Consider the following 14,970-nt stretch of genomic DNA (forward strand, 5'->3'; position numbering starts at 1 on the left):
GCACGAGTAAACTATGTTTGATCAACAATTAGCAAATACACAATTTTGGCTTAAAAAAAGCTTAAGCGACATGAGTCAAAACGAATGGGAAGCCATTTGTGATGGATGCGGAAAATGTTGTTTAAATACGTTTATTGATAGCGAAGATGAAGACGAATTTACTGCCACCGATCAGTTACGCGAAGGTGAGCAATTAATATTTACCAATATTGTATGTCAGTATCTCGATAACAACACCTGTGGTTGTAGCGAATACGAAAACCGCCAAACGCTTGTTCCTTCTTGTGTAAAACTCACAAAAGAAAACCTTAAAGACATCTTTTTTATGCCACAAAGCTGCAGTTACCGTCGTTTACACGAAGGTCGTGGTTTGGCTTCTTGGCACCCGTTATTAAATAATGGCGATAAAACGAGTATGCATGAGTTAGGTATTTCTGTAAAAGACAAAACAGTTAAAGATTGTGATGTTAAGCTCGACGACTTTGATTTGTACATTGCAGAGTGGCCAACAAAGGACGTAAATTAATGAGTAAGCAACAAGCCGTAATTGGTTTAATCAATCCTAAAAGCCCGACTAATGTTGGCGGTGTATTGCGTGCAGCAGGTTGTTACGACGCCAAACAAGTGTTTTTTACAGGTAATCGTTACTTAAACGCTAAAAAGTTTCATACCGATACAAAAAATGTGGTTGAACGTATCCCTTTAACTGAAACCGACAGTTTAGAGACGGTAAAACCAGAGGGCGCAACCGTTGTTGTTATTGAGCTTATTGAAGGTGCAACACCTTTACCTGAGTTTAAGCATCCTGAAAATGCATTTTATGTATTTGGCCCCGAAGATGGCTCTGTATCAAAAGACGTTCTAAAGTGGTGTGATGAAGTTGTGTATATTCCAACTATTGGCTGTATGAATTTAGCGGCAACCTGTAATGTAGTTTTGTACGACCGCTTAGCTAAATTAGGCGGCGTTGAGAGCAGCGATACAACAATTATAAGCTCACGTGATACCAACAATAAAATGATATGGGTGAAATCTTAGCTCATCTTTCCTCTTGCGTAAATCATTGTAAGCTATTGAATTTATTGGCGATTTAAGCTTTTCTCATCTAAATAGGTTGGTGTTGTTTTTGCCTATTTAAAAATGATAACCCTAATTCAGTATTCCGCAGTTAATATATTTGTACTTAAAAGATTCGGACATAGAGTAAACGAATTACACTTGCTTGCTCTCACTTGCGTAGAAGTTGGCTTCGATGATTTAAGTAAGCTGGTAAGTATTAAGTAAAGTCGTGTTTAACATTATTAACTTTTTAATTAGGCTAATTAAAGAGAATATAAACACACAAGGCTAAATTTTCTCCTACACTTATTGCTATTAATACTATTTTTTTAATAGGTATGCCATGCGATTTTTGTTTATCCTCCTTTTGATCTTTACTGCGGAGACGGCTGCTGAAATACCGATTACTTATCAAAGTAGCGGTAATAATATTATGCTGCACGGTGAACCTTATAAATCAGGGACGCTCTATAAAGCAAATAACAGTAAACAAACGCTTCATATTGCGACATTAGATTGGCCCCCGTACATTGGTGATAAATTATGCAATAAAGGGTGGGTGTACCAATTTGCAGTTTCACTACTTAATAGTCAAGGTTATAGCGTCCATATTGAATTTTTACCTTGGGCACGAGCGGTAAGAAATGTTGAGTTAGGCAAAGCAGATATTTTAATGCCTGAATATTTTATTGAAGACACAGCACCTTCTGATTATGTATTAGGAAAAACTCGCAGCGACTTATTAGGTTTATCAAATTCATTTAAAGGGGGCGAAATTGCGTTTCTAAAAAGAAAGCATGAGGCTGACCGCTTTTCTGGCAATTTGAAATCACTCAAAGGTCAACGGATTGGTGTGGTCCGTGGCTATCAAAATACGCCAGAGTTTGATGCAATGATGGACAATAATGAATTTCAAATAATGCACTCAGTTGATGACTTACAGCTTGTTCAGCTATTAGTGGCGAAAAGAGTTGATTTAATTATTGGCGATCCGACAGTGTTAAAGTTTTCAGTTCAATACTCATCGCTAAGTCATTCACAAAAACAATTTTTATTAAATTCAATCGAAGAAGAAAGTATCCCACTACAAAATAACCCTCTGTATTTTGCAATAAGTAAATTGAGTCATAATTGGCTTGGTGTTTTGGAGGATATTAATAAGGGATTATATAAATTTAATAATAGCGGCGAAACTCAACGTTTAATTGATAGCCTTAATTCTGAGTGTGGATACTAGTTAACCTAAACTGTGAATAATAAATCTATCTCGAGCAGCTATTTTCAGCGCTGTCTGCATTCGGTTACTGCAATAGGTCAGCTATTGACGCGTAAATTCACCTTGTTTCCACTGAAAATCTCCGGTTAGAGAAAATAAATTTAATCATGATTCAATACATTAGTAAATCTCTTGACCAGAGTTTAGGTTAGTTACAATAAACGCTGTAGTGGAACGTTCCTAGTGGGTGGCGTATTATTTACAAATAAACATGTAAAATCGTTTTCAATTTGTTAATGGAGTGAAAACGACGTGAGTGAAATAAATACAAAACAATCATTTTCGGTCAACGAACAGCAAAAGAAAAATTATCTGTTTCCGCTGACTGCAATGACAACCCTATTTTTTTTATGGGGTTTTATAACGGTATTAAATGATGTACTAATACCCCGCTTAAAGAGCGTATTTGATTTAAGCTACTTTGAAGCAATGCTTGTGCAATTTTGCTTTTTTGGTGCTTATTTTATTGTATCGTTACCCGCTGGAATTTTAGTTAAACAACTAGGCTATAAAAAAGGTATTTTAACAGGCTTAGTTGTGGCATCGATTGGGTGCATGTTATTTTATCCTGCTGTGGTTGTGCATGAATATTGGCTTTTTTTAAGTGCGCTATTTGTCCTTGCTTCAGGTATTACAGTTTTACAGGTATCTGCAAACCCTTATGTGGCAGCTCTTGGTCCTGAAAAAACAGCATCGTCGCGCTTAAACTTAGCACAAGCACTTAATGCATTAGGTACCACCGTTGGTCCTTATGTTGGTGGGTTATTGTTTTTTGGCGCTGCAGGTAGCCTTGCTGTTTCAGCAGGTTCTGCAGAATCAGTGAAAATTCCTTATTTACTGCTAGCAGCAGCTCTGTTGTCAATTGCTATTATTTTTGCCTTTATTAAATTACCAGAAATAGAAGCGCATAAAGACAATAACGATCAACAAACTCAAACTCGCTCACTAACTCAAGCGCCTCATTTAACAATGGGTGTGTTAGCTATATTTTGTTATGTAGGAGGAGAGGTCGCTATAGGAAGCTTCTTAGTTAATTACTTTGGCGAGGCACATATTGCAGGTCTTGAAGAACACTCAGCAGCTAAACTCATTAGTTATTACTGGGGAGGTGCCATGGTCGGTCGCTTTATTGGTTCTGCACTTTTACAAAAAATTGCACCATCTAAAGCTATTGCTTTTAATGCATGCAGTGTCATTGTTTTATTATTGATAACAATATTTAGCGACGGCGACATTGCATTATATTCAGTATTAGCAGTTGGTTTATTTAATTCTATTATGTTTCCAACCATCTTTTCTGTTGCAATAGAACGATTAGGCTCATTAACGAGTAAAGGATCTGGTTGGTTATGCCTTGCAATTGTCGGTGGTGCGTTGATCCCTCTGATACAAGGGTACTTTGCTGACACGGTTAATATACAAGCTAGTTTCTTTGTCCCAATGTTGTGTTATGTATTTATTGCTTGGTACGGTTTGAACGTAGTTAAACTAGCGAAAAAATGGTGATTGAGCCGTTGTACTTAATCTTTTTAATTTTATAAGTTTAAGCTTTTATCATATTTGGTTTAAATAATACCAATCTGCTTAGATACGGGGTAATTTAATTTGTTAAGTTGTCCAAATACCTATGCAGATTGGTACAAGTAAACTAGCTCAGCTTGTTGCCTTTATAAAAGGCGATTGAAGATTTTGTTTGGGCTTACTAACTTTTACAATTCGAAAGTTGCTCTAACGAGTAAATTTAATTACCGCGCTGCGCATGTTTGACGTTTACACTGTATTCTCGGTTATTTACGGGAAATAACGACACCACATAGGTCTGCCTGAAAATAAGCCGACCATAGTAAATACTCCTCTGCAATGATTAAGCCTTATTTAGTTAGCGTACATTCATCCCTTAATGCACAATGTTTTTAGTGATTGAATACGTATTCAATTACTAAACAAGCCGTTACTTTATAGAACGTTCCAATTTTATGTTTAACTCATCACACAGAAAATCCACGTTCTGTCAGTTAGTCCTTTACTCTTATTTTTAATGAAATCGCAGCTTACAGGGGTTATTAAGTAAGAAAACTTTCTAAATTTTGCTAAAATTAACAGGCTAACGAATATAAGAATAATGCATTATGTCCGCTAAGCCTGAACTTTATAGCAAGGTGACTATTGCAGCGTTATGCATTTAAGCTTTCGTATTTTAGCCGTATTCGATTAATTACATGTATGTGAATAAATTTAGTCAGTTATTTTTACTAAATGATGAAGCGGTTTTATTTTTGATAGGCTATACGTATAAATAAGTTGAAGAAAAATTAAAAGTGGCTTTCGCTTTACTTTATACCAGTATGATGACGAGTGAAAACCCTCCTTGTCGACGTATTCTTATTGAAATACAAGGCATTTAACAACTCTCATAAAGTATTTAAAGCAATAAAATAATGGTGAATAAAATTTCTAACAAACAAAGCTGGCTAAACTTAATTAACATTGACAGTGTTTATAGCTCTGACAAACAACGTCAAGCGTTTTCTTTATTCACTATGATTGCTATATCTATTGTTGTTATTAGCATTCTAATTTTTTTGAATTATGATGTTTACTCACCAATATTAACAAGTGCATTAATTGCAGTTAATGTAACCATTATTTGTAGTATGTTTTACTTTATAAAAACTGGGAAATTAGAAACTGTCGCATTAATTTGTATGAGTATTGTTTTTATATTGTGTATTGTCCTTACTTATACTGGAGGAAAAGAAAATACTGCATTGTATTGGCTCATGTTTTATCCTGTTGTTACCTTTTCTTCTCTAGGTGTAAGACTGGGCACATGGCTAGGTTTAACTTTATTACTGTGTTGTATCGCCATTTTATATGGTCCAAATTTCGGTCAAGTTGTGTATGGTGATATTGAAAAAACACGATTTATAGCATCGTTTACCTTAGTGTACATATTCTCATTTATTGGTGAGTTTTTTAGGTATCGAAGTCATATGGCTATTGCTGATATTACACTGGAACAAAAACAAGATGCTTATACCGATCAACTTACAGGGATTGCTAACAGACGCTTTATTACTTCTCATTTTTTAAAGCTTGTTGATAGTCGACCGAATGAATACCTTCCATTTTCATTATTATTACTGGATTTAGATCATTTTAAACGACTTAACGATACGTACGGCCATGACTTTGGTGATATTGTGTTAATTGAATTTACCAAAATACTCGAATCACAATTTCCTACATCAGCAGTAAAAGCACGGTACGGCGGTGAAGAATTTGTTGTTATTTTACCAAAAGAAACAAGTGCAAATGCTGTTGATATTGCTAACCGTTTTCGTGAACACGTAGCAGCACAAGTGCTACTAGCTGAAGATAAGCTACAAATATCACTTACCTGTAGTATTGGTGTGGTACAAGTTGATAAAGTAGGCGATTATAATAGTGCTCTAAAACAAGCTGATGAGTATCTTTATAACGCCAAAGCGCTTGGTCGTAACAAGGTTGTTTCTACATAAGATTAAGGATTAATATGAACCAATGTAAACTTATTTATATCCATGACCCAATGTGCAGCTGGTGTTGGGGCTACACACCAACCTGGCTTAAATTAAAAGCTGAGCTTGAAAATAAACTGACGGTTGAATATAAAGTAGGTGGTTTAGCCCCTGATAGCCAAACTGCAATGACGCAAAATATGAAAGAGCGGCTTGAAAGTATATGGCATAAAATAGAGAGCGAATTAGGCACACAATTTAATTTCGATTTTTGGAAGAAAAACCAACCAAGACGTTCAACATACCCAGCATGTAGAGCTGCATTAATTGCACGAAAAAAAAATAAAGAAAGTGAAATGATTGAAGCAATTCAACATGCTTATTATTTAAATGCACAAAACCCGTCAGATGATAGTGTTTTAATTTGTTTAGCTGAACAAATAGGTTTAAATAAAAATGAATTTACCGTCGCTTTACTATCGGATGAAGTTAATTATGAACTCAAAGTTGAATTACAATATACACGGAGTTTACCTATTCATGGATTCCCATCTTTAGTATTTCTTCGTGAGGATAAGCTGTATTCAATTGAGATTAATTATAAAGACTGGCGCCACACGTATAATCAAATTATTAAACTGTTAGATTAATTTATCTCTTTATTGTGAGTGTTTGCTCAATAAATGCTCACTCCTTCCTTTTAAGTCTTAATTATTTCAACTGTCATAAAATAGACTTTTTTGCGCAACATCCCTGTCATGTTTTATCTATAAACTTCTGCTCATTGGAAATCTCAAGCCATAAACTATTTGTCTAACAAAGTTTTTGGCCTTGAAAAATAAACTAGCAAATCTGCTAATTAACGAGTGAAGGTGTATGCGATGAAAGGCGTTAAACCATTAATCTTAGCTGGTATTGTGGCCGCAAGTGCAGCAGTACAGGCAAACGATTTAAATAAGGTTATTGATAAAAGCAGTGAAATTAATATATCCGCTGCGCAATCACAAACAAAAATAGACAAGATTGCAGATTCAATGCAGGGACGTTTACAGCAATTTAAAACCCTAAATAAAGAAATTGACGGCTTAGCTGTTTACAACTCTCAGCTAACTAAGCAATTAAATAATCAAATCGAAGAAATGGAATCATTGAATTTATCAATGGATCAGGTTTCGATTATTGAACGTCAAATAACACCTTTAATGATGCGCATGATCACTGGTCTTGAACAGTTCATATCTCTTGATGTGCCATTTTTACAAGATGAACGTGCAAAACGTTTAACGTCTTTAAAAACGATGATGGATCGTGCTGATATTACTTCAAGCGAAAAGTTTCGTCGTGTTCTCGAAGCGTACCAAGTAGAAGTTGATTACGGCCGTACAATCGAAGCGTACACCGCTTTGTTAGAAGTTAGTGGCAAAGAACGTGAAGTTGATTTCTTACGCATAGGCCGTTTAGAACTTATTTACTTAACACGTGATGGCAAACAAGCAGGTAGCTGGAATATAGAAACGAAATCGTTTGCAGCACTGCCTGATTCGACAATAAGTCAAATTAACAAAGGTTTGCGCATAGCGCGTAAACAACTTGCCCCAGATATGCTAACTCTGCCAGTACATGCAGCAGAATAAGAGGTTGAAAATGAAATTGTTTACTCAAATGACAAAAATGGCTTTATTCGTTGCAAGCCTTAGCTTTACCGGTTCGAGTTTAGCCGCTGAGCCAATGAACCTTGATTCATTACTTAAAACGTTAGAAGAGGGGAAATCAGCCCAAAGCGTACAAAACCAACAACGAGAGCAAGCGTTTGCAACGCGTCAAAATGAACAAGTGCAAATGTTAAAAAACACACAAGCAAAACGTAATCAAATGCTTGTTGAGTCAGAGCGACTGGAAACGCAGTTTGAAGAAAATGAAGTTAAATTAGCCAATTTAACGGATACCTTATCAAAGCGTATGGGCTCACTTAAAGAACTATTTGGTGTATTACAGCAGGTTGCTGGTGATTCGAGTAATAAATTTGCGACATCTGTCGTATCGGCGCAAATCCCTGGTCGCAGCGCATTTATGGATGAGTTAGCACAAAAAATGGGGTCGACGTCTAAACTTGCATCAATCGAAGATATTGAAAAAGTATGGTACGAATTACAACGTGAAATGACTGAGCAGGGCAAAGTAAGTCGCTTTAATACCACCGTCATAGTCGAAGGTGGTAACAAGGCTGAGCAAGAAGTACTTCGTGTTGGTGCATTTAATTTAATCTCAAATGGTAAATACTTAGAGTACAATCCAGGTACAAACACGTTAAGTGAACTTACTCGTCAGCCTGTTTCACGTTTTACCGCAACAGCGAGTGATCTACAAAATGCTAAAAGTGGTGCAGTTCAGTTTGCACTTGACCCAACAGGCGGTTCAATTTTAGGTTTATTAGTACAAGCCCCAGATACTGCCGAGCAAGTACACCAAGGTGGTGCGGTTGGTTATGTTATTTTAGGTGTAGGTTTACTTGCACTGTTGATTGCGATAGAACGCTTTGTATCTTTATTACTTGTTGGTGGCAAAATTCGTCGTCAGCTAAAAGATAATGTAGCGCGAGATGACAATCCTCTGGGTCGTGTTATGAAAGTAAAAGACGACTATCCAAATGTGGCCTACGACACGCTTGAACTAAAATTAAGCGAAGCTATTCTACGTGAAATGCCAAAAATAACACGTAACCTTACTCTCATTAAAATCATCTCTGTTGTTGCACCGTTATTGGGTTTATTAGGTACGGTAACCGGTATGATTAATACTTTCCAAGCAATTACTTTATTTGGCACAGGCGACCCAAAACTCATGGCGGGTGGTATTTCACAAGCTCTAGTAACAACGGTCCTAGGTTTAGTTGTCGCGATTCCTACTGTGTTCATATATACGCTGCTTAATACACGTTCAAAAGGGTTACTGCTTATTTTACAAGAGCAGAGCGCAGGTATTATCGCAGAGCGAAGCGAGAAGGGAGCATAAACCATGGTGCTATTGATTGATTCAATCAATGCTATCCGTGATTTTCTCGACACCGGTGGCCAAGTCCTGTTGGTCATCGGGGTGTTAATCTTCGCGATGTGGTTATTGATACTCGAGCGATTTATTTACTTTTTCAATGGTTTTCGCAGTTATAAAAAAGGTGTTAAAAGCACATGGACTATTCGTGATGAGCGTAATAGCTGGAATGCTGAACAAATACGTCAAGCTATGATCTCGCGAGCAAGTATGCGCCTTAATACCAATTTGCCTTTAATTAATGTGATGGTGGCGTTATGCCCGCTACTCGGTTTATTAGGGACGGTAACCGGAATGATAGAAGTATTTGATGTTATGGCAATTACAGGTACCGGTAGTGCTCGCTCAATGGCGTCAGGTGTATCTAAAGCAACTATTCCAACAATGGCAGGTATGGTAGGTGCGTTATCAGGAGTGTTTGCCTCAACGTACTTACAACGTAAAGCTAAGCGCGAAGTAGAGCTTCTTGAAGACAGCATGGTGTTAGACCATTAAATAAATTTTGATAAGCGCCTTACAAGTTCGCTTATCCTAGGAGAATAAAAAATGAGAGCCCCTTTAGGTAATTTAATGCAAGAAGATGAAGCAGAAGAAATAAACATGACACCTATGTTAGATGTTGTTTTTATAATGCTTATTTTCTTTATTGTGACAGCATCGTTTGTTAAAGAAGCTGGTATTGATGTAAATCGTCCAGAAGCTGCAACAGCTGTAAAAAAGGAACGTGCAAACATATTAGTGGCTATTTCAGACAAAGGTGAGATTTGGATCAATAAACGTCAAATTGATATACGAGCTGTTCAAGCAAACATTGAGCGTTTAAAAGCTGAAAATCCTCAAGGCAGTGTTGTAATTCAGGCAGACAAAAAATCTACAACAGATACATTGATAAAGGTAATGGATGCAGCACGTGCCGCAGGTGTGTTTGATGTGTCGATTGCAGCTCAAGAAGCATAAGGGTTAGCAATGCGTTATTTAGTAGCATTAATTATAGCTGGTGTAGTGACTTTCATGCTTTTTTTAGGCATGCAAGCACTTATAACTGGCGGCGATGGAGCGATGAGTGAACCCGCTAAAGGGAACGTACTTGATTTTGTAAGGCTTAAAAAAGAAGAAAGCGTACAAAAAAAAGAACGTAAACCACAAAAGCCACCCACACCAAAAGAACCGCCTCCACCAATGGAGTCACCGCAAATGCAAAGTAGTGATGCTAATGCAAATGCTAACAACTTTGACTTTGGTGCCAATGTTGATGCGGATGTCAATTTATCAGGTGGCTTATCGCTGGACTCAAGTGATGGCGAATATTTACCGATAGTAAAAGTGGCTCCAGTTTACCCGCGCCGTGCATTGTCACGTGGTATTGAGGGTTACGTTATTGTTGAATTCACTGTAACTAAACAAGGTACTGTGCGTGAGCCCCATGTTTTAAAAGCAGAGCCTGAGTCACTATTTGATAAAGCTGCAATGGATGCAGCCCTTAAATTTAAATACAAACCGCGCGTAGTTAATGGCGAAGCTGTTGAAGTTGCGGGTGTTCAGAACAAAATTTCTTTCCAGATCAATGGTTAATTTAGCGATTAATTAAACCTACGAGTAAATGGTTCGAAAAGCGAGGCGACTATGAAATCAATGACAACATTACGACCTGTGGCAAAACTTTTAAAATTAACACTGTTTTGTACCGCAGCGATAAGTACAAGTATTATTACTCCTAGTGCACTGAGCATTTTACCTAGTGTAGATGTAGCTACAGCCAATGCGGCGCAAGAGCAAAAAACTAAACGTGTGCCAGCTTTACGTGAAAAAGTATACAGCCAGCTGGCACGTGCACAAAAGCTCGCCGATGATGGCGATGTTAAGGCAGGACTTGAAGCACTTGATAGCATAAATGAGCGCTCATCGAGTATGAATTCATACGAAATTGCGATGATGCATAATTTTTATGGTTTCATATATTACAATGAAAATGACTTACCAAAAGCTATTGCAGCGTTTGAAAAAGTAGTTGCTGAGGAAGGTATCCCAGAATCACTGCGTGTGAGCACGACGTTCAGTTTAGCTCAATTGGCAATGGCTAATAGCGACTATGAAAAAGTGATTGCATTTTTAGACCAATGGGATGCTATTAATACTAAACCGATTACTGATGGTTATTATGTATTGCGAGCACAAACCTATTACCAGTTAAAAGATTTTAAGCAAGGCCTTAATTATATTACCCAAGCAATTACTCTAAGCGATAGTGAAGGTAAAACACCTAAAGAAAATTGGCTAGTTTTACAGCGTGCAATGTATTACTCGCTTAACCAAACAGATAAAGTGGTTGATGTATTGGAACGTATGGTAAAGCTTTACAACAAACCTGAATACTGGGTTCAGTTATCGGGTATGTATGGTGAATTAGGGAAAGAAAGGCTACAGCTTAGTGTTATTGAAGCCGCGTATCAGCAAGGTTTTTTAACCTCTAAATCTGATTTACGCCAATTGGCTCAGGTGTATTTATATAATGGCTTAGCGTATAAAGCCGCCACTGTTATGAGTAAAGCTATAGATGCTGGAATTGCAGAGCAAACTGCAAAAAATTATGCTTTTGTTGCTGAGGCGATGATCCAGGCAAAAGAAGATGAAAAATCAATCACGTATTTTGCTAAGGCGGCTGATTTATCGTCAAGTGGTAAGTACGACCAACGTTTAGCCGAAGTGTATGTAAATACTGAGCAGTTTGAAGAAGCTGCCGATGCTGCGCGTAAAGCGCTTGATAAAGGTGACCTTGATTTTGAATCAAACGCTTTTGTTGCTTTGGGAATGGCGCAGTACAATTTACAAAATTTTGATGCATCAATTTTAGCGTTTGAACAAGCCCAAAAGCATAAAAAGTCACAGCGTTTAGCACAGCAATGGATCAAATATGTGAAGCGTGAAAAAGTACATGCAGAAACACTCAGAACAGCGTTACTTTAACTTTTAACTAGCGTGATTATTTGGTAACAGGTATGCACGTCAAGCTATTTCATAATCGCACTATGCAAACCGCCTTAAATTTATTTTTTGGCGGTTTTTTTGTTTTTTTAATTAACCATTTGAAATTTATGAAAATAACTTTGTCATCTTATGTTTATTAAAGTGTAACGGCTCTGTCATACAGCTCCCGTAAGGTAGTCGCAGCTAAGAACTCAAGTGACCTTAATGCATTAAAAAGTGCCTTAAGGTGACTTGAGTTTAATAAAGCGCTAACAAAATAATTAAATACTTTAACGGAGTGAACAATGAAATTATCTGACTTATTCAAGGTCAGCCTTGTGGCTACTGCAATTACATTAGCCGGCTGTGGCGGTGATATAAATCTAAATGTTGAAGAAACGGTTGAACAACCAACTTCACCTACAAATCCAACACCACCAACAGCTGAAGAGTTACCCGGTACATTTAGCCAAAGTTTATCAACTGAGGTATCTACTGCCTTAGGTCGTTCTGTTACTGTTCAGGTTCTCTCTGGTGTCATAACACAAGATACAACACTTTCAACTGATGCAATTTGGGCACTTGATGGCGCTGTTTTTGTTGGTAAAGATAAAGCAGAAAGTGCAACGCTTACTATTGAGCCAGGCGCTGTCGTTTTTGGTAATAATGGAGGCGATTACATTGTTGTTAGTCGCGACTCAAAAATTGAAGCGTCAGGAACTAAAAACGACCCAATTATCTTTACATCTAAGCAAGATGTTTTAGGTGAAACAACTGCTGCAGGTCAATGGGGCGGTATGGTGTTATTAGGCAATGGTATTTCAAATAAATGTCCTGCTGAAGGCGATTGTGCACTTCAAGTAGAAGGTGTTGAGTCTGGTGCTGTGTTTGGCGGTACTGATAACACTGATAGTTCAGGTACTCTTAAATACGTAGTCGTTAAAAATGCGGGTTTTGAACTTTCTGTTGGTAATGAGTTAAACGGCATTACATTTGGTGCGGTAGGCTCTGGTACAACAGTTGATTACTTACAAGTTCATAATAATGCAGATGATGGCGTTGAATTTTTTGGTGGCGCGGTTAATTTAAAACACGTTGTTTTAACAAGTATCGATGATGATAGCATTGACTGGGATAATGGCTTCCAAGGAAAAATGCAGTTTGTTTATGTCGAGCAAGATAAAAACTCTACTGATGCAAACCGAGGAATTGAAGCTGATAACGACGGTAAAATCCCTTCTAAAGATCCAAAATCGCTGCCTATGATTTCTAATCTAACCATTGTTGGTAATAACTTTAATGGTGAAGACGATGCTGAAGGTATTTACTTACGTGAAGGCACCGGTTTACACCTATACAACTCAGTGATCACAGGCTCTGATGAAATGGGTGAGTGTTTAGAGCTTGAAGGTATTGCATTGGCCGATGATGGCACGGCTTTATTTTCTGATAGCGAAACAGTAAATAATGCTAACGATGGCACTATATTAATGCAAAACACTTTTATGTCTTGTACTAATGGTGAAAACTTTAAAGACCCTAAAGGTGCAGATGGTTCAGTACTTTTAGCGTTAGAAGGGTGGTTTACGGCGCAATCTGGTAACGTTATTAATGACAAACCTATGCTAGGTGTTAATGGTCAGCCTATTGCCGGCTCTCCTTTGTTAGGTGCTGGTCAGGATGTTGCTAATACCGTTGACGCATTTTTCGACACAGTTGATTTTGCGGGTGCATTGAATGATTCTGATGATTGGCGTGAAGGCTGGGCATTTGGTTATGGTGGCGGAATTGTTACCGCACCTGAAGCCGTTGCAGGTTGCCCTACAGGAACAACTTCAATTTCACCAGGTGATGGCACAACGACAACGTGTGAAATATCGGGTCGTATTACAGCTGATTTAACACTAACCGCTGGTAACCTTTATGCACTTGACGGCGCTGTATTCGTTGGGGGTGATAAAACAGACTCTGCTACTTTGACAATTGAACCTGGTGTTACCGTTTATGGTAGAAACGGTAAAGATTATTTAGTTGTTGGTCGTGATTCTAAAATAGAAGCTAACGGCACAAAAGATAAGCCTATTTCGTTTACATCTAGTCAAGATGTAGCTGGCGAAGCAACAGCTGCAGGACAATGGGGCGGTTTAGTGCTTCTTGGTAATGCCCCGTCTAACAAATGCCCAGATACTGGTGATTGTGCTCTTCAAGTAGAGGGCGTAGAAAGTGGAGCGGTATTTGGTGGTACAGAGACGACTGATAACTCAGGTACTTTGCGTTATGTTCGTGTAATGAATGGTGGCTACTTACTTTCACCGGGTAATGAAATAAACGGTATTACTTTTGGTGGTGTTGGCTCTGGTACAACCGTTGAATACTTACAGGTTCACCAAAATGCAGATGATGGAATAGAGTTTTTTGGCGGTAACGTTCAAGCAAAATACGTTGTGCTTACAAGTATTCAAGATGACAGTATTGACTGGGATAATGGATTCCAAGGTAAATTACAACATGTACTTGTAAAGCAAGCTGCTGATAATTCGGATGCAAACCGTGGTATTGAATCAGATAACGATGGTAAATCACCGTCAAAATTACCTAAATCAAATCCGACTATTGCTAACTTAACTATCATAGGTAATACCTTTGATGGTGAAGATGATAGTGAAGGTATGTATTTCCGTGAAGGCACAGGCGCTCAAATCTATAACACTATTGTTACCGGTCCAGTAGGGATGGGTGAGTGTTTAGAAATTGAAGGTATTGCAAAAGATGACTCTGGAACCCCGTTATTTACTGAAAGCGAAACAGTGAATAATGCCAACGACGGAACTTTATTGATTAAGTCTTCAGTTATTGCTTGCTCAGAAAACTTTAAAGACCCAAGTGGCGTTACTTTTGATACGCAAAACTGGTGGACGACAACCTTAGGTAATCTAGTTGCAACAGGACAACCTGATGTTGTAAATGGTATTTTTACAATAGATACAACAGTTCCAACAGACGTAAAGGCAATCGATAGCTTCTTTGATACTACTGACCATATAGGTGCAGTTTCAAGTACTAATGATTGGACCGCTGGTTGGACTGTAGGTCTGGAATAACACAGTAAGAACAGGTGTTAAA

General features: G+C 37.8%; 13 protein-coding genes. All 13 read left to right on the forward strand.

The genetic code is table 11. The annotated features are described in order from the left end of the window. Window positions 1-13: 13 nt before the first annotated feature. The 13 genes from LOS73_RS07150 (at window position 14) to LOS73_RS07210 (ending at window position 14,948) form a co-directional block, all read left to right on the forward strand. The gene (locus LOS73_RS07150; RefSeq protein WP_007377608.1) at window positions 14-526 is read left to right on the forward strand and encodes a YcgN family cysteine cluster protein; all 513 of its coding nucleotides are present in this window, start codon (window positions 14-16) and stop codon (window positions 524-526) included. Then, window positions 526-1,038, forward strand: coding sequence for an RNA methyltransferase (locus LOS73_RS07155; protein WP_457934745.1), 513 nt, complete (start codon window positions 526-528; stop codon window positions 1,036-1,038). The genes LOS73_RS07150 and LOS73_RS07155 overlap by 1 nt, the downstream gene beginning before the upstream one ends. Before the next feature lie 364 nt (window positions 1,039-1,402). Beyond that, a complete protein-coding gene (locus LOS73_RS07160; RefSeq protein WP_007377606.1) occupies window positions 1,403-2,296 on the forward strand; it encodes a substrate-binding periplasmic protein in 894 nt (297 codons plus the stop codon). Between the two features lie 291 nt (window positions 2,297-2,587). After that, window positions 2,588-3,841, forward strand: a complete 1,254-nt coding sequence (locus LOS73_RS07165; protein WP_033029662.1) for a sugar MFS transporter — start codon at window positions 2,588-2,590, stop codon at window positions 3,839-3,841. A gap of 932 nt (window positions 3,842-4,773) precedes the next feature. Beyond that, window positions 4,774-5,856, forward strand: a complete 1,083-nt coding sequence (locus tag LOS73_RS07170; protein ID WP_457934746.1) for a GGDEF domain-containing protein — start codon at window positions 4,774-4,776, stop codon at window positions 5,854-5,856. 14 nt (window positions 5,857-5,870) lie between these two features. Beyond that, window positions 5,871-6,485, forward strand: coding sequence for a DsbA family protein (locus tag LOS73_RS07175; protein ID WP_457934747.1), 615 nt, complete (start codon window positions 5,871-5,873; stop codon window positions 6,483-6,485). A gap of 231 nt (window positions 6,486-6,716) precedes the next feature. Then, on the forward strand, window positions 6,717-7,469 hold the full coding sequence (locus LOS73_RS07180) for a DUF3450 domain-containing protein (protein WP_007377602.1): 753 nt from the start codon (window positions 6,717-6,719) through the stop codon (window positions 7,467-7,469). Between the two features lie 10 nt (window positions 7,470-7,479). After that, a complete protein-coding gene (locus LOS73_RS07185) occupies window positions 7,480-8,847 on the forward strand; it encodes a MotA/TolQ/ExbB proton channel family protein (RefSeq protein ID WP_008139039.1) in 1,368 nt (455 codons plus the stop codon). A gap of 3 nt (window positions 8,848-8,850) precedes the next feature. Next, entirely contained in the window at window positions 8,851-9,378 is a 528-nt protein-coding gene (locus LOS73_RS07190; RefSeq protein ID WP_007377600.1) for a MotA/TolQ/ExbB proton channel family protein, read from the forward strand. Window positions 9,379-9,429: 51 nt separating this feature from the next. Next, the gene (locus LOS73_RS07195; protein WP_007377599.1) at window positions 9,430-9,840 is read left to right on the forward strand and encodes an ExbD/TolR family protein; all 411 of its coding nucleotides are present in this window, start codon (window positions 9,430-9,432) and stop codon (window positions 9,838-9,840) included. Window positions 9,841-9,849: 9 nt separating this feature from the next. Next, a complete protein-coding gene (locus tag LOS73_RS07200) occupies window positions 9,850-10,455 on the forward strand; it encodes an energy transducer TonB (RefSeq protein ID WP_457934748.1) in 606 nt (201 codons plus the stop codon). 51 nt (window positions 10,456-10,506) lie between these two features. Beyond that, entirely contained in the window at window positions 10,507-11,847 is a 1,341-nt protein-coding gene (locus tag LOS73_RS07205; protein ID WP_457934749.1) for a tetratricopeptide repeat protein, read from the forward strand. 305 nt (window positions 11,848-12,152) lie between these two features. Continuing rightward, window positions 12,153-14,948, forward strand: a complete 2,796-nt coding sequence (locus LOS73_RS07210; protein ID WP_033029654.1) for a hypothetical protein — start codon at window positions 12,153-12,155, stop codon at window positions 14,946-14,948. Window positions 14,949-14,970: the final 22 nt, after the last annotated feature.

It is taken from the genome of Pseudoalteromonas sp. SCSIO 43210 (assembly GCF_054133285.1).